11 protein-coding genes are annotated in these 16,826 nt (G+C 70.4%); 6 read left to right on the forward strand and 5 right to left on the reverse strand.

Features of this window, described 5'->3' with window-relative positions; translation table 11 throughout:
- Positions 1-17: 17 nt before the first annotated feature.
- Positions 18-2,561, reverse strand: coding sequence for a heavy metal translocating P-type ATPase (locus tag ACESMR_RS05460; protein ID WP_373045758.1), 2,544 nt, complete (start codon positions 2,559-2,561; stop codon positions 18-20).
- 274 nt (positions 2,562-2,835) lie between these two features.
- Between ACESMR_RS05460 and ACESMR_RS05465 the strand changes: the two genes are divergently transcribed.
- The 4 genes from ACESMR_RS05465 (at position 2,836) to ACESMR_RS05480 (ending at position 8,620) form a co-directional block, all read left to right on the forward strand.
- Positions 2,836-3,804 carry an acyl-CoA desaturase gene (locus ACESMR_RS05465; protein WP_373045760.1) on the forward strand — a complete coding sequence of 323 codons (969 nt, stop codon included), beginning with the start codon at positions 2,836-2,838 and terminating at the stop codon, positions 3,802-3,804.
- Between the two features lie 403 nt (positions 3,805-4,207).
- Complete coding sequence (locus ACESMR_RS05470) at positions 4,208-5,662, forward strand: hypothetical protein (RefSeq protein WP_373045762.1); 1,455 nt, start codon at positions 4,208-4,210, stop codon at positions 5,660-5,662.
- A gap of 62 nt (positions 5,663-5,724) precedes the next feature.
- Positions 5,725-6,633, forward strand: coding sequence for a TIGR01777 family oxidoreductase (locus ACESMR_RS05475; RefSeq protein WP_373045765.1), 909 nt, complete (start codon positions 5,725-5,727; stop codon positions 6,631-6,633).
- A gap of 40 nt (positions 6,634-6,673) precedes the next feature.
- Entirely contained in the window at positions 6,674-8,620 is a 1,947-nt protein-coding gene (locus tag ACESMR_RS05480) for a hypothetical protein (protein ID WP_373045768.1), read from the forward strand.
- Between the two features lies 1 nt (position 8,621).
- Here ACESMR_RS05480 and ACESMR_RS05485 read toward each other — a convergent pair whose 3' ends face one another.
- Together ACESMR_RS05485 and ACESMR_RS05490 are read right to left on the reverse strand one after the other, a co-directional pair.
- Positions 8,622-9,260, reverse strand: coding sequence for an O-methyltransferase (locus ACESMR_RS05485; protein ID WP_373045770.1), 639 nt, complete (start codon positions 9,258-9,260; stop codon positions 8,622-8,624).
- Positions 9,260-10,666 (reverse strand): M20/M25/M40 family metallo-hydrolase, encoded by a 1,407-nt coding sequence (locus ACESMR_RS05490; RefSeq protein ID WP_373045772.1) that lies wholly within the window; start codon positions 10,664-10,666, stop codon positions 9,260-9,262. Before ACESMR_RS05490 ends, ACESMR_RS05485 begins: the two co-directional genes overlap by 1 nt.
- A gap of 351 nt (positions 10,667-11,017) precedes the next feature.
- Between ACESMR_RS05490 and ACESMR_RS05495 the strand changes: the two genes are divergently transcribed.
- The gene (locus ACESMR_RS05495; RefSeq protein ID WP_373045774.1) at positions 11,018-11,389 is read left to right on the forward strand and encodes an HU family DNA-binding protein; all 372 of its coding nucleotides are present in this window, start codon (positions 11,018-11,020) and stop codon (positions 11,387-11,389) included.
- A gap of 96 nt (positions 11,390-11,485) precedes the next feature.
- On the opposite strand, the gene ACESMR_RS05500 is transcribed toward ACESMR_RS05495, so the two are convergent.
- The gene (locus tag ACESMR_RS05500; protein ID WP_373045775.1) at positions 11,486-12,142 is read right to left on the reverse strand and encodes a potassium channel family protein; all 657 of its coding nucleotides are present in this window, start codon (positions 12,140-12,142) and stop codon (positions 11,486-11,488) included.
- 17 nt (positions 12,143-12,159) lie between these two features.
- The gene (locus ACESMR_RS05505) at positions 12,160-13,569 is read right to left on the reverse strand and encodes a TrkH family potassium uptake protein (RefSeq protein WP_373045777.1); all 1,410 of its coding nucleotides are present in this window, start codon (positions 13,567-13,569) and stop codon (positions 12,160-12,162) included.
- 141 nt (positions 13,570-13,710) lie between these two features.
- On the opposite strand from ACESMR_RS05505, the gene treY reads away from it, so the two are divergent.
- On the forward strand, positions 13,711-16,746 hold the full coding sequence (treY, locus tag ACESMR_RS05510) for a malto-oligosyltrehalose synthase (protein WP_373045778.1): 3,036 nt from the start codon (positions 13,711-13,713) through the stop codon (positions 16,744-16,746).
- The last annotated feature ends 80 nt before the right edge of the window (positions 16,747-16,826 follow it).

Consider the following 16,826-nt stretch of genomic DNA (forward strand, 5'->3'; position numbering starts at 1 on the left):
GCAGGCAGGCAATCGAGTCAGGAGATCGACGCCCGCCGGAGCCGCAGCGAGTTGAGGACCACGCTCACGCTGGAGAAGGCCATCGCCGCTGCGGCGAGCATCGGCCCGCCGAAGGCGGCGAGGAGGCCGAAGGCCGCCACCGGGATCCCCGCGGTGTTGTAGGCGAAGGCCCAGAAGAGATTCTGGCGGATCGTGCCCATGGTGCGGCGCGAGAGGCGGATCGCGTCCGCCACCCCGGCGAGATCGCCGCGCATCAGCGTGATCTGCGCCGTCTCCATCGCCACGTCGGTGCCGGTGCCGATGGCGATCCCCACGTCGGCGGCGGCGAGGGCCGGCGCGTCGTTGACGCCGTCGCCGACCATCGCCACCACCCGTCCCGCCTCCCGCAGCCGCCGCACCTCGGTGCTCTTGTCGGCGGGGCCCACCTCGGCGCGGACCCGCTCCGGCGGCAGCCCCACCTCCGCGGCTATCGACCTGGCGGTGCGGGCGTTGTCGCCGGTGAGGAGCCAGACCTCGAGCCCCAGCGCCTGCAACTCCGCGATCGCCTTCCGGCTGCCGGGCTTCACCGGGTCGGCGATGCCGAGGGCGCCGGCGAAGTTGCCGTCCACCGCTGCGAAGACCACGGTGCGGCCCCGCTCCTCGAGGGAGGCGGCCATGGGCTCCACCGCCTCGGGCAGCGCCACGCCGCTGGCGGCGAGGAGCTTGCGGCTCCCGACCAGCACCTGCCGCCCCTCGATCCGCGCTGCGACGCCGCCGCCGGTGATCGATTCGAAGTCGGCCACCTCGGGGATCGGGATCGATCGCGCCTGCGCCGCGGCGACGATCGCGTCGGCGAGGGGGTGCTCGCTGCGCCGCTCCGCTCCCGCCACCAGCCGGAGGAGTTCATCGTCGGCGAGGGGCGAGAGCAGGATCTCGGTGAGGGCGGGCGCTCCATTCGTCACCGTGCCGGTCTTGTCGAGGACCACGGTGTCGACGGCGTGGGCCCGCTCGAGGGAGGCGGCGTCCTTGATCAGCACGCCGAGCTCGGCGGCCCTGCCCGTGCCGACCACGATCGCGGTGGGCGTGGCGAGGCCCAGCGCGCAGGGGCAGGCGATCACCACCACCGCCACCGCGGGAAGGAGCGCCGCTGCAGCGTCGCCGGTGACGAGCCACCAGGCGAGGAACGTGAGCGTGGCGATGGCGAGGACGATCGGCACGAAGATCCCGGAGATCCGATCGGCGAGCCGCTGGATCGGCGCCTTCGAGCCTTGCGCCTCGCCGACCAGCCGGACGATCTGCGCGAGCACGGTGCCCTCGCCCACCGCGGTGGCCTCGAATACGAGGGCGCCGGCGCGGTTCACCGTGCCGCCGACCACCACGTCGCCGGGGCCGCGGGAGACGGGAAGGCTCTCGCCGGTGATCATCGATTCGTCGATTTGCGATCGGCCCTCGGCCACCCTGCCATCGACGGGGATCCGCTCGCCGGGCCGCACCACCACCCGGTCGCCGACGCGGACGTCGTCCAGCGCCACCTCCGCCTCGGCGCCACCCCGGATCACCCGTGCCGTGCGGGGCCGCAGGCCCATCAAGGCGTGGAGCGCAGCGCCGGCGCGCCCCTTGGCCCGGGCCTCGAGCCAGCGGCCGAGGAGGATCAGGGTGACGATCATCGCCGCCACCTCGAAGTAGAGGTGGACGCCATGCGCCGCGTGGGGGCCGAGGAGCATGCCGATCGAGAAGGCCCAGGCGGCAAACGACCCCACGGCGATCAGCGTGTCCATGTTCGCCGAGAGGTGGCGGGCCTTGCGGATCGCCACCACGAAGAAGCCGAGGCCCGGCCCGAAGAGGACGAGGGTGGCGAGCGCCGCCTGGATCCAGCCGCCGCCGGGCAGATCGGGGAAGGCCATCGCCAGGATCGAGACGGGGAGGCCGAGGGCCGCGGCGAAGAGGAAGCGCCGGAAGGCGGCGCGGGCCTCCTCGTGGCGCGGGAGCGCCTCGGGGCTGGACGCGGGTTTTGCCAGGTAGCCCGCGCCGAGGACCGCCTGCTCCACTGCCTGCGGACGCGCCGTGCCCGAGACCGTGGCCTTGTTGGTGGCGATGTTGACCGCGACGCCGCTCACGCCCGGCACCTTCGCGATCGCCTTCTCCACCGAGACGGCGCAGGAGGCGCAGGTCATCCCCTCGATGTCGAAGAGCGCCGCGGGTCCGGGCCCCGGGGGCGGCACCGCCGGCGACTCGTCCGCGGGCTCGTCGAGGTAGGGGGCGGGGTCGGCGAGGAAGCGGTCGTGACACGCCCGGGAGCAGAAGAAATGGCTCTTCCTTCCCACCTTGGCCCGGGCCGCTGCGTGGGCCTTCTCCACCGTCGTCCCGCAGACCGGGTCCACCGCCGTCCAGTATTGCAGCGGATCGGCCTCGAAGCGCTCCTTGCACCGCACGTTGCAGAAGGGGACGAGCACGCCCTCGAAGGTGGTGCTGCCGCCCTTCGGGGTCTCGAGGGAGGGGGTCATGTCGCAGACGGGATCGATTCCCGTGCCTGGCGGGACGGGGGCGGTGACGGCGGTCGGCTTCTCGGCTGCGGGCTGCATCGTGGGTACTCCGAACGAGCCATTCTCGTAGGTTCCGGCGCACCGCATCGCAAGCGCCTTCACCAGCCGGCGGGCAGGCGGGGGCTGCCTCGGTGCCGTTGCCGTGCCCACCCTTATCCCGCCCGGCGCCGGGGACTTTCGTTCCAAAGACCCCGGTTGCCCCCCGGATCTGCGGTTTTTTCCTACCGGATCCGGCCGTGACACGCGCGTGACCTGTGGGGGCGATGCTGTCGGACGAACGAGCCCCACGGGCCGCACAGGAGCGAGAAAGACAGTGACCGAGGCCTACCTCAACGGACCGGACGAGCGGATCAATCGCACCAGGTCGATTCCCTTCTTCCTCATCCACTTCCTCGCGCTCGGCGCGTTCTTCGTGGACTTCGGCTGGACCGAGATCGCGCTCTGCATCGGCATGTACTACGTGCGGATGTTCTTCGTCACCGCGGGGTACCACCGGTACTTCTCGCACCGGTCCTACAAGATGGGCCGGGTGATGCAGTTCCTGATGGCGCTCGGCGGCACCACCGCCACGCAGAAGGGCGTGCTCTGGTGGGCGGGTCACCACCGCCACCACCACAAGTACTCGGACATGCCCGAGGACATCCACTCGCCCAAGCGCGGCTTCTGGTGGAGCCAGGTGGGCTGGATCCTCTGCGACAAATACGAGGAGACGCCCTACGACAACATCAAGGACTTCGCGAAGTACCCGGAGCTCCGCTGGCTCAACCGCTGGCACCTGGTGCCCCCCGTCGTCCTCGCCGTCGCCCTCTTCCTCATCGGCGGCGTGAGCTGGCTCTTCTGGGGCTTCTTCCTCAGCACCGTGATCCTGTGGCACGGCACCTTCACCATCAACTCGATCATGCACGTCTGGGGTCGCCGCCGGTACGTCACCACCGACACCAGCCGCAACTCGATGCTGCTGGCGCTGATCACCTGCGGTGAGGGCTGGCACAACAACCACCACTACTACCAGTCGACGGCCAACCAGGGCTTCTTCTGGTGGGAGATCGACTTCAGCTACTACATCCTCAAGGCGATGAGCTGGGTCGGCCTCACCTGGGATCTGCGCAAGCCCAGCGAGGCGGTGCTCAAGCGCAACCTCCTCGCCGACGGGCACCACGACGTGGGCATGCTCGGGCCCCTCACGGACAAGGTCGCCGGCATCCCCGCCCGCGCCCGTGCTGCGGCAGGCAAGCTGGTCGAGGGTGCCTCGGGCACCACCGCGGTCCCCACCGCCGACTGATCCGGCGCCGCGACGAAAAGGACCGAAGGCCGCCCGCTCCCCCTGGGAGCGAGGCGGCCTTCGCCATTTTCCGGCCTTGCAGCGTGCACGGCTTTCGCAAGTGGCCCAAGCGGAGGGGCTCCCGATCGAGCCCCTGCGATGGCTAGCTTCGTCCCCAGGGCCCTCCGGGGGGAGGGATGGGGAGCTCGGACGGCGCAGCCTTTCGCGCCGAGGGGCAGCCTGCACGCTCGTTGACGAGGGCACGGCACCTTGTGTGCCGCGGGTCGGTTTGCGCGCCCTCCCGTGTTACAGCAAGGATTCGGTTTTGTGGCAGTCGTGTGACAAGGCAGTGGAGGGACGGCAGGACGTGGCGGATCGCGCGGAGGTAAGGCTCGGAATTCACGACACTTCCCGGTTGGAGTGGGTGGCGGAGCTGCCCCTACCCCAGCAGGGGGAGGAAGCGATCGAGCTGGAGCTCTGCGCGGAAGTCCCCGATCACATCTGGACCGAGCACGACCACTGGGAGCGGCTGCAGCTCCTGGCACGCCTTTCCAGCCCCAGCGACGAGGGGTATGCAGGCGACGCCCCCACCACCGTGGACGAGGTGCGGCGGGCGACCCTCGCTGCGGTGCACCGCTTCAAGGACGCCAGGGATCGGATCGAGCGCGAGGTCTTCCTCGCCGCCTCCCTCTTCTCCACCGCGGCCCGGGCCAGCCTCGCCGACGAGATCCGCACCGGTGCCGAGGGCGCCCTTGGCGAGCTCGAGCGGGAGCGCACCGAGCTCGCCGCTGGCAGCGGGAGCGATGCCGGCGAGTTGGTCCGCGAGCGGATCCTCGCCGCCGAGTTCCTCTCCAACCACGCCCTCGAGTTCATCTCCAAGGTGCAGCGGGCGGTGGACGAGCAGCTCTGCGGCCCCCGCTCGCGGCACCGCGCCGAATATGCGGAGGCAGCAGCGCAATTGCGGCCCTTCCTCGCCGAACGACTCGCGCAGGAGCTGGCGTACCGCAGCGAGCGGGGCTTCCTCCAGCCGGACGACAGCGATCCCTGGCAGCTCGAGCGCTACGTCGCCAGGGCGAGCCTGCTCAAGAAGCACTTCCAGGAGGTGCTCTTCCTCCAGCTCGAGACCGAGCGATCGGAGCAGCGCTTCCGCAACTGGTTCGGCGTGGTCGCAGCTTCGCTCGCCGCGCTCTGGGCCTTTCCCCTGGGCTTCCTCCTCACCGGCGGCAGCGGCGTCACCGGCCTCGGCCTCGGGGTGAGCTCCACCATCGCGCTGCTGGTCCTGAGCTACGCGGTCAAGGATCGGATCAAGGAGAGCGTGCGCAGCTGGCTCTCCTCCCGCGTCGAGGCAGGTTATGCGGGCAGGATCACCAGCCTCACCGCACCGGCGCGGCTCCTCGGCACCCCGCTGCGCCTGATGCGGGTCCGCGAATCCTTCTTCGCCACCAGGGAGCAGCGTCCGGATCCGCTCAACCCCGACCTCGGCCCCACCAGGCCGGTGGTGCGGTTGCGCTACCTCCTCCGCGGCACGGTGGAGAGCGACGCGCGCCTGGCGTGGCACGGCCACGAGCGGGCGAAGCTCGTCTTCCGCTACGATCTTTCGCCCCTCTTCACCCGCCTCGACGATCCGATCAAGCAGGTGCCGGTCCTCGCCGAGGGCGGCAGGATGCTGCGCTTCGCCGAGGCGGCGCGCTGCTACCGGATGCCGGTGCGCCTCAGCCTGCGCCACCGCGGCATGGTGCAGGAGCAGAGCGGCGTCCTCGTCACCCACAAGCTCGGCCTCGAGCGGATCGAGCGGCCGGTGGTGCCCGCCGGCAACGACGCGATCCCCGCCGGCCCCGGCCCCCTCGCCTCGATCCCGTGGGGGTTGCGCCGCCGCTGAAAAGGCCGCGCGCCCCTCGTCGCATCGCTATCCTCGCAGCGCAGGCCTTCGAGGAGGGAGAGATGCCCCGCACCATCGCCGTCACCGGCGGCACCGGACTCATCGGCAGGAAGGTGATCGACGCGCTCCTCGCCCGCGGGGACGCGGTGGTGGCCCTGGTGCGGGCGGCGCCGCGGATCGAGCTGCCTCGCGACGTGGAGCAGCGGGAGTGGTCGGCGCGAGGCGGCCCCGCCGATCTGGGCGACTGCGACGGCGTGATCCACCTCGCCGGTGCGCCGGTGGCAGGGGGCCGATGGACCGCGGCGCGGAAGCAGCTGATCGAGGCGAGCCGGGTCGAGGGGACGCGGTCGGTGGTCGAGGGGATCCGCGCTGCCGGCGGGAGCGTGCAGGTCCTCGTCTCCGCCTCCGGCATCGACTACCACGGCAACACCGGCGACAAGGTGATCGACGAGGGTGATCCCCCGGGCAACGGCTTCCTCGCCGACGTGAGCGTGGGCTGGGAGGAGGAGGCGATGCGGGCGAAGGCGCTCGGCGCCCGGGTCGTCACCCTGCGCACGGGCATGGTCCTCGCCCGGGAGAGCGGCGCGCTGCCGAAGCTCCTCACGCCGTTCCGGCTCGGCGCCGGCGGGCCGATGGGCGGCGGGGATCAGTACTGGCCCTGGATCCACGTCGCCGACGAGGTGGGGCTCGTGCTCCACGCGCTCGACGACGACAGGGTCGAAGGACCGATGCTCTGCGTCGCGCCGGAGCCCCTGCGGCAGCGGGATTTCGCGAAGGTGCTGGGCAAGGCGCTCCACCGGCCCGCGATCGCGCCGGCGCCTCGCTTCGCGCTGCGGATCGCGGTGGGCGAGATGGCCGACGCGCTGCTCGCGAGCCACAACGCGAGGCCGAAGGTGGCCCTCGAAACGGGGTACTGCTTCCAATTTCCCACCCTCGACCAGGCGCTGGCGGATCTGCTGCGCAAGCGCTGAGGTGTTGCCCTTCGGGCCATCGAGCACCACCTCGATCGCCATGCGTTGGTCGATCCCGGCGGTGGTGGTCTTCTTCCTGGGCTGTGCGGACGAGCGGCCTGCCGCAGTGCCTGCAGCGGCCGCGGATCGCTGCGAGGGCGCGCTGTGCGGCACCCTTCCGGTGCCGTCGTTCGAGCGCCCTACCCAGCCCGCACCGATCGGGCTCCCGGGCCAGGAGCGGCGGCTCGTCACCGAGGACGGCCTCTCGATCGTCGCCCTCGGCCCGGAGGAGCGCTGGGTGCTCCTGCGCCGGGAGAACGAGATCTTCTGGGTGGGGCTCCCGGAAGGGCCGGCGCTCCGGCTCACCGCGCGGCTCCGTGACCTCCGCTCGGATGCGGAGGCGGTCCGCTGGACCGCCGATGGCGCGCACCTCTTCCTCCTCGAGTCCGAAGAGGGGCCGCGGCTCGACCCGCCCCACCTCGTCCACTGGGATCTCGAGGCGCTGGCGCGCCGCGACCTCGGGACGAGCGGCGCCTGGTCCTTCGCGGTAGGCGTCGACGGCAGGGTGCTGGCGTGGGTGGGCCGATCGATCGTGCACTACGACCCGCGGACCGGCGAGAAGGTCCCCCTGGCTGCGGGGCCCGGATCGTTCTGGGGAAGCGACGTTCCCTGGCGGGAGGCGGGCGGGACCTTCGCCTTCTTCGCGGAGGTGGAAGGCGATCGCAGCGGCGAGCTGGTGGTCTGGCGCGAAGGGCGCGGCACCCTGCGGCTCGGCCCCACCGCCCGCTTCGCCCCGGCCCTCTCGGCGGACGGAAGCGCCATCGCCTGGATCGAGCCCGACGAGTCCCGCGGCTGGGCGATGGATCTCGAGACCGGCGTGCGTCGCGAGCTCCAGCGCCCCGCCATCGCGCCGGGCTGGCCGATGGCCGCCGCCTTCTCGCCGGACGGCAGCCACCTCGCCTGGATCGAGGATACGAGCGAGTACACCTTCGACGGCAGGCTCCACCTCCTCGAGCTTGCCACCGGAAGCGACGAGCCGATCGCCGAGGCCTCCGACGGCGCCCGCTGGTCAGCTGCAGGCGACGCGTTCGTCTACGGCGCCGATCGCGGCGGCTGCGGCTTCAGCCACAGCTCCTACGTCTGCGGCGACTGGTACCTCCACCGACTCGGCGCGGGCCCGACCCACCTCGGCTTCGGCGGCGACGCGCGGGTGGCCTTCACCACGGACGGCGCGCGCTTCGCCCTGCTCCACGACGCCGCTCCCGGCTACCGGACCAACACCGACGAGGGGACGCTCGCGCTCTGGGAGACGGCGACGGCACGGCGGCTCGCCGATCTCGGCGGGGCGATCGTCTCGCGGCTCGACGCGATCAACTTCACGCCGGCGGGTGAGGCCCCGGTGCTCGGCGACGACGGCCGCTTCCTCCTACTCGACGCGAAGCTCGCCTCCGCCCGGCGCCTCGGCGGCGGCGCGATGTGGAGCGGCGCCGAGTGGATCGGCCTCGCCGAGCGGATGGCGCTGCCGGACGGCAGCGGCTGGATCTTCCTCGACGACGCCCCCGGCTGGCGCGGCGGCAGGGTGAACCGCTGGGATCGGCGCACCCTCGCCCTGCAGACGCTCGCGGCGCACGGGCCGCTGCCTGCGCTCTCGCCGGACGGAAGCCACCTCCTCGTCCACGACCGTGCGCCTTCGGTCTGGGATTGGGAGGGGATCACGGACGAGGAGCGGGCGCGGATCGACCTGGTCGCAGTGGCGGACGGCGCGGTGCGCACGCTCCATGCCGACGTCGACGCGGAAGGCCGCTTCAGCAGCGATGGCCGCTGGGTGGTGGTCTCGGGCAAGCGAGGCGACGAGCCGCAGCCGCTGGTGCTCCACCGGGTCGGCGGGAACCGGACGCTGCAGCTCGGCGCTGCGGCGGGCGAGGCCCGCGCCGGCACCGGCCACGTGGTCTGGGTGATCGAGCAGGGGGAGGACGCAGGCCTCTACGTCTCCCCCCTGCCCCCGTAGGCTACTTCTTCCGGATCAGGTGCATCCCGTCGCGCACGGTGAGGAGCACGTGCTCCACCCGATCGTCGCGGTTCGCCCGCTCGTTGAAGGCGACGATCCCGCGGGTGGCGTCGTCCTTCGGCTCGAGCACGTTGCCGCTCCACAGCGCGTTGTCGCCGACGAGCAGGCCGCCGTGCTTCAGGAGCCGCATCGCCTCCTCGTAGTAGGCGGGATAGGAGACCTTGTCCGCGTCGACGAACATGAGGTCGAACGACGCCTCGGGCAGGTGGCGCAGGGTCTCCACCGCGGGGCCCATGCGGATCTTGATCTTCCGCCCGTGCTCGCTGCGCTCGAAGAAGGTGCGCGCGATCGCCGCGTGCTCCTCGCTGATCTCGCAGGTGACGAGCTCGCCGTCCTCCGGCAGCGCCGAGGCCATGCAGAGGGCGGAGAAGCCGGTGAAGGTGCCGACCTCCACCACCCGCTTCGCCCCGGTGAGCTGCACCAGCATCCGCAGGAAGTTGCCCTCGATCGGCCCGACCATCATCTGCGGCAGCGTGGTCCGGGCCCGGGTCTCCGCGGCGAGCTCCGCGAAGAGCGGCGGCAGCGGGCTCGAATGATCGATCGCGTACTGCTCGATCGCTTCGTCGACGAGGGTGAGCATCAGGCCTCCTGCTTCCGCAGGGCGGAAGCGATCTCTTCGTAGAGGTGGATCGCCGACTTGATCGACTTGTCGAAGTCGGAGAGCGAGAGGCTCTCGTTCTCGGAGTGGGCGTTGGTGTAGGGGTCCTCGACGCCGATCAGCAGCGCGGGCACGCCGCCCAGCTCCCGGGCGAAGGGCTCGACGAAGGGGATCGAGCCACCGCAGCCGATGGCGACCGCCTCGCGGCCGTAGCCCTTCTCCAGCGCGCGGAACGCCGCGCCGAAGGCCGGGTGCTCGGTGCTGGTGTACCAGGGCCCCGCCGCCGCCTCCGGGGTGATCTCCACCTGCACGCCCCAGGGGGCCGCGTCCTTGAGCGCCTTCACCAGCGCCGCCTGCACCTCGTGGGCGTCGAGGTCGGGCACGATGCGGATGCCCACCCGCGCCCAGGCGCTCTCCACCAGGATGTTGCGGGCGTCGGCGCGGGAGGAGGCCTGCATCGCGTTGACCGAGAGCGAGGGCCTGCGCCAGTTGGCCTCGCAGGGGTGGCAGTTGCCCAGCAGCTGCACGCCCTCGCGCAGCCCCGCCTGCTGCGCGTACTCCCGGGGCGAGAGGGGCAGACGCTCGATGTGGAGGCGTTCCTCGGCGCTCATCGGCTTCACCTTCTCCCGGATCCCGGGGATGGCGATGTCGCCGTTTTCGTCGACGAGGCTGGCCAGCATCTTGGAGAGCGCCATCGCCGCGTCGGGCACGGGGCCGCCCCACATGCCGGAGTGGAGGGCGCTCTTGAGCGCGTGGACCTCCACGTCCACCGCCACCAGGCCGCGGAGCGCGGTGGTGATCGAGGGGACGCCGGTGTCGAAGTTGGCGGTGTCGGTGAGGATGATGGCGTCCGCCGAGAGGAGCTCCTTGTGTCCCCGGAGGAAGGCGGCGAGGTGGCCGGAGCCGATCTCCTCCTCCCCCTCCACGAGGATCTTCACGTTCACCGGCAGCTCACCCGTCCCCCGCAGCCAGGCGTCGACCGCAGCGGTGTGGACGATGATGCCGGCCTTGTCGTCGGCGGTGCCGCGGCCGTAGAGGCGTCCGTCGCGCTCGGTCGGCTCGAAGGGCGGCGAGATCCATTTCGCCAGCTCGCCTGCGGGCTGCACGTCGTGGTGGGCGTAGAGGAGCACGGTGGGCAGCGAGGCGTCGACGCGGATCTCGCCGTAGACGTAGGGGTGGGCCCCGTCCACTTCGAGGAGCCGAACGCCGGAAAAGCCCCGCTTTTTCAGCACTTCGGCGGTGGCCTCGGCGCTGCGCCGCACCTCCGCCGGATCGAAGCCGTCGAAGGAGATGCTGGGGATCCGGGCCAGCGCCTTGAGCTCCTCGAGGTGCTCGGCCTTCTTGCTCTCGTAGTGGGACAGGGCCTTGGCGACGCGGTCGCTCGTCATCACGTTCTCCCGTGCCTCGCCCGGCTCGTGCGTGTTTGTCGCACCGGCCGATGGGCGATGCGACGAGGGCGAGTCGCCGGGATTTCTAGCGCCTCCGAACGCATCGGGTAAAGCGCCACAGCGCTGCGGCGTCGCACCGCTGTCACGCTTTTCCCTCTTCCGGGCGGAAAGCTTTTTGCGCTACAACGCAAGGCAGTCCATCCTTTCCGACGTGCTGGGCACGAGGAAAACGCGGCGTTTCACGAGGGTCGCCGGCGACCGCACCAACAAAATCCCGACACCTGGTCCGGTTCGCGCCGGACGAGACACGAGCGACGAAGCGCGGAAATCGCGCAGTTCCGAGGAGTGAGAATGGCCACGAAGGCTGCTGCAGCTGAGAAGAAGGCGCCTGCAACCGGCGCCAGCCTGTCCACCGCGAAGCTCGTCCAGTCGATCGTCGACAAGGCGGGCAAGAAGAAGATCGAGCTCTCGAAGAAGCAGGTCACCCAGACCCTCGACATGCTCCTCGAGACCGTCGCGGAAGAGGTCCGCAAGGGCAACAAGGTGTCGCTGAAGAACTTCGGTGTCTTCCGCCGCCACACCAAGCCGGCTCGCCCGAAGCGCAAGGGCCGCAACCCCGCCACCGGCGAGGAGATCACCATCCCGGCGAAGAAGGCCGAGAACGTGATCAAGTTCCGCCCGGCCAAGACCTGGAAGGAGGCCGTGAAGGCCGCCCGCAAGTAGGCGGCGCCTTCCGGCTTCGATACCGGTCGAAGTGGAACGGGCCTCGCTCCGAGCTGGAGCGGGGCCCGTTTCGTTCCTCTCTGCGGCGCCCGTCGGCTACCGCAGCCGGGCGAGCTTCTCCAGCGACTGCGGATTGCCGGCGACGAGGAGCGCGTCCGACTGGGTCAGCGCCCGGCCCGGATCCGGCACGGGCATGAAGGCGTCCCGGAGCACGTCGTGCACTGCCACCACCTGCACCCGGTAGCGCTGCGGCAGCTCGAGCTCGCGCAGGTTCCTGCCCAGCCACTCCTCCGGCACCGGCATCTCCTGGAGGCTCAGGTCGCCGCCGAGCTGCACGTATTGCAGCAGCTTGCCGGAGGTGACGCGGGAGGCGAGGCCCAGCGCCGACTCGCGCTCCGGGAAGATGCTCTCGGTGGCGCCGAGGGAGTCGGCGATGCGGGCGTGGTCGTCCGAGCGGACCTTGACGAAGATCTCCTTCACGCCGATGTCGCGGAGCGCGAGCAGCGCGAGGATGCTCGCGGCGAGGTTCTCGCCGGTGGAGATCACCGCAGCGTCCGAGGCCCTGGCGCCGGCCTCCTCCAGCACCGCGCGCTTGGTGGCGTCCCCGACCACCGCCCTGCCGACGTGGGGCCCGAGGGCGTCGACCACGTCCGGGCGCGCGTCGATCGCGACCACGTCGTGGCCGATCTCGTGGAGCCGCCTGGCGAGGATGTTTCCGAAATTGCCGAGACCGATGACGATGAAGCGTTTCACGGGTCACTCCCCGGCCTTTAGCCGATGATGACGTCCTCGCGGGCGGGCCGCACGTCGCGCAGGGTGGAGCGGGCCTTGATCGAGAGCGCTGCGAAGAAGGCCAGGGGCCCCACGCGTCCCACGAACATCAGCACGATCACGGTGAACTTGCCCATGGCGCTCAGGTAGGGCGTCACGTCCATGGAGAGCCCTACCGTACAGAAGGCACTCACCGCCTCGAAGAAGAGCGGGAGGAAGGCGGCCCGTGCCTCCTCGAGCCCCACGCCGCGGGTCTCGGTGAAGCTCAGCCAGAAGATGGCGGCGGTCATCACCCCGAAGGCGATGAGCGCCAGCGAGACGGTGCGCTCCACCGTGCCGTCGGGGATCGAGCGGTGGTGGATAACGGCGTTGCGCCTGCCACGCATCCGCTGGATCGCCAGGGCCAGCAGCACCGCCATCGCGGTGGTCTTGATCCCCCCGGCGGTGGAACCGGGGGAGCCGCCGACCACCATGAGGAGGATGGTGAGGTAGGCGCTCTCGTTGCCGAGGCCGGCGTAGGGAATGGAGTTGAAGCCGGCGGTGCGGGGCGTCACCGACATGAACCAGGCGTTGACCACCTTGTCGACGAAGCCCAGCGGCCGGAGCACGCCGTTCCACTCGAAGAGGCCGAAGAGCGCGAAGCCCAGGAGCAGGAGCGCCACCGTGACCGAGACCGCTGCGAAGGTATGGGTGGAGAGGCGCCGCGTTCCTTTGAGCCCGCCCGACCGCCACCAGCGCAGCAGCTCCTCCGTCGAGAGGAAGCCGACGCCGCCGATGACGACCAGGACCGAGATGAAGATCAGCACCGCCGGATCGTCCGCGAAGCCGACGAGGCTGTCGGAGTAGAGGGAGAAGCCCGCGTTGCAGAAGGCGCTGATCGAGTGGAAGATCGCCGGCCAGATCGCGTCGACCACGCCCATCGTCCGGGCGAAGGCGAGCCAGAGCGCGAAGGCGCCCACCGCCTCGATGGCGAAGGTGAAGCGCATGACCGCGCCGAGGAGGCTGCGGAGATCGCGCTTGCCGAGGAGCTCCACCGGCGGGCCGGCGATCATCTCGCTTCGGAGCGAGAGCCGTCTGCCGAGGATGCCGATGATCAGGCTGGTGAGGGTGACGAGGCCGATGCCGCCCAGCTGGATGAAGATCAGGAGCCAGAGCTGGCCCCAGAAGGTGAAGTAGGTGGCGGTATCCACCACCGCGAGGCCGGTGACGCAGGCGGCGCTCGTGATCATGAAGAGCGCGTCGAGGAAGTCGAGCTCCGGCCCCGTGTAGAGGTTGGGAAGGAGCATCAGCCCCGTCGTGCCGATCGCGATCAGCAGCGCGAAGCTCGCGACGAAGAGCCCCGGGGCGGAGATGTTCCGCCACCCGCGGGCGACCCAACGCAGTGGGTTGATGGCACGAAGTCGGTCCAAGCTGCGGCGGGAGAATGGCCGCGATGACGCGCCGAGGCAAGATGGAACGCACCGGCCCTTGTGACGAGCAGCCAACGTGCGGCCCTCGTGCGGGCGGCTTTTCTCTTGCCGCTTGGGACCGCCGCTTGCAGGTTGGCCGTCGTGAAACGGCCCGATTCCCAGCTCGAAGAAGTGGTGGCGCAGATCCTCGAGCAGGCGAAGTTGCGCCTGCGCGAGCCGCGCCTTCCCGCCGCGACCTACCGGCTCCAGCTCAACGCCGAATTTCCCTTCGAGGAGGCGGCGAAGGTCGTCCCCTACCTGCACGACCTCGGCATCTCCGACCTCTACGCCTCCCCCTGGCTCCGGGCCTCGCCCGGATCACCCCACGGCTACGACGTGGTGGCCCACGACGAGATCAACCCCGAGCTCGGCGGCCAGGAAGGCCTCGATCGCCTCGTCACCGCGCTCTCCGAGCACGGCATGGGCCACCTGCTCGACTTCGTCCCCAACCACATGGGCATCGGTCCGACGAACGCGATGTGGCAGGACGTGCTGGAGAACGGCCCCTCCTCCCACTACGCGCGCTTCTTCGACATCGACTGGCGCCCAGCGAAGGACGAGCTCGAGAACAAGGTGCTCCTGCCGGTCCTCGGCGATCAGTACGGCGCCGTCCTCGAGGCGGGCGATCTCAAGCTCGAGTTCAACCAGGGCACCTTCTGGGTCCGCTATTACGAGCACCTCTTTCCGATCAACCCGCGGCAATACTCGATGGTGCTCCGGCACCGCCTCCACGAGCTGCAGGAGGTCCTCGAGGAGGAGGATCTCCGCCTCGAGGAGCTCCTCTCGATCTGCACCGCCTGCGACAACCTGCCGCCGCGCACCGAGACCGACCCTCGCAAGATCGCCGAGCGGCGCCGCGAGAAGGAAGTGATCAAGCGGCGCCTCGACAGCCTCTGCGAGTCGTCACCGGAGATCCGTGCCTTCGTCGAGCAGAACGTCCGGGACTTCAACGGCAGGCCCGGCGATCCCCGCTCGTTCGACCTCCTCGACAGGCTCCTCGACGCGCAGGCCTACCGCCTCGCCCACTGGCGCGTCGCCGGCGAGGAGATCAACTACCGGCGCTTCTTCGACATCAACGAGCTGGCGGCGATCCGGATGGAGGATCCGCAGGTCTTCCGCGAGGCCCACGCCGTGGTGCTCGAGATGTTGGCGCACGGGAAGCTCCACGGCCTGCGCATCGATCACCCCGACGGCCTCTTCGAGCCCCGCGAATATTTCCGCCGCCTGCAGGAGGAGTATTTCCTCGGCGTCTGCAGGAACGTGCTCGCGGAGATGGAGACCGAGTTCGCCTTCGATCAGCTCGAGCCCTCGCTCCGGGTGGCCTACACCAGGGAGGCGCGTGGCCCGGCGACCCCGCTCTACCGGCCCCTCTTCGTGGTGGCGGAGAAGATCCTCGGGCATGGCGAGGTGCTCCCCGAGAGCTGGGCGGTGGCGGGAACCACCGGCTACGACTTCCTCAACTGGCTCAACGGGATCTTCGTCGACCGCTCCAACCAGCGGGTCATCGACGACGTCTACACGAAGTTCACCGGCCTCCGCTTCGACTTCGAGGAGCTCGTCTACCAGAAGAAGAAGCTGATCATGAGCACCTCGATGGCGAGCGAGGTGAACATGCTCGCCTACCAGCTCAACCGGATCAGCGAGATGAACCGGCGCTCCCGGGACTTCACCCTGAACTCGCTCCGCGCCGCGCTGATCGAGTTCGTCGCCTGCTTTCCGATCTACCGCACCTACGTCGACGGCAGCGGCGCCGACGACCGCGACCGCCGCTACATCGAGCAGGCGATCGCCCGGGCGAAGCGGCGCGCCCCGGTGACCAACGTCTCGATCTTCGACTTCCTCCGGGACATCCTCCTCGTCCGCCACGGCGCCCACCTCGGCGAGGAGGAGCGGCGGCTGCAGCTGGGCTTCGCGATGAAGATGCAGCAGTTCACCGGTCCGGTCATGGCGAAGGGGATGGAGGACACGACCTTCTACGTCTACAACCGGCTGGTCTCGCTCAACGAGGTGGGCGGCGAGCCCGTCCACTTCGGGAACTCGGTCGCCGACTTCCACGCCCGCAACAGCGAGCGGCTCGCCACGGCGCGGGGCTCGCTCCTCACCACCTCGACCCACGACACCAAGCGCGGCGAGGACGTGCGCACCCGCATCGACGTGCTCTCCGAGCTGCCCGAGGAGTGGAAGGCGCTGCTCGGCAGGCTGGCCAGGGCCGCCCGCAAGCACCGGGTCCAGGTGGCGGAGGATCGCGTCGCGCCCGATCGCAACGAGGAGATCCTCCTCTACCAGACGCTGATCGGTGCCTGGCCCTTCGAGGAGCTCGAGGGCGACGCCCTCGCGACCTTCATCGACCGGATCGAGGCCTACGTCCTCAAGGCGGCGAAGGAGGCCAAGGTCAACACCAGCTGGATCAACCCAGACGCCACCTGGGACGAGGCGCTCGCCACCTTCGTGCGCTCGGTGCTCCGCGACCCTGCGTTCCGCGCCGAGCTCCTGCCCTTCCAGCGGCGGGTGGCCGAGGCGGGGATCTACAACTCGCTGGCGCAGGTGGTGCTCAAGATGGCATCGCCCGGCGCGGCGGACGTCTACCAGGGATGCGAGAGCTGGAATTTCTCCCTGGTCGATCCGGACAACCGGCGGCCGGTCGATTTCGCCGGTCTCGCACAGAGCCTGCGGATGCTGCGGGATCGGAGCGAGCGCTCCGCCGAGGAGCGGCTCGATCTGGTGCGGGAGCTCTGGGCGAGCCGCCACGACGGCAGGATCAAGCAATACGTCACCTGGCGGAGCCTGCGGCTGCGCCGGTCGCAGTCGGACCTCTTCCTCCACGGCGAGTACGTACCGGTCGAATGTGCCGGGCCCCGGGGCGGCAATGCGGTGGCCCTCTCCCGCAGGCGCGGCTTCAGCCAGGTGATCGCGGTGAGCACCCGGCTGGTGGCGCGGATGCTCGACGAGGCGGTAGCAGGCCAGAAGCCCTTCGACGGTACCTACCTGCTCCTGCCCAGCGGCTCCGGCGGTGTGGCCTGGACGGACGTCTTCACCGGCTCGATTCACCGACCGGTGATGCACCGGGGCCAGCCGACCCTGCCCCTGGCGTCGCTCCTCGCCGAGCTGCCGGTGGCGCTTCTCCACCCGGCGCCCTGACGGAAGGTGACCGGGCCCCTCGCGGCCCGGCCCCCCCGATGACCACCCCCCGGATGCGTGTTAGAACCCGCATGGAGGGG

It is taken from the genome of Vulgatibacter sp. (genome assembly GCF_041687135.1).
Lineage (GTDB): Bacteria > Myxococcota > Myxococcia > Myxococcales > Vulgatibacteraceae > JAWLCN01.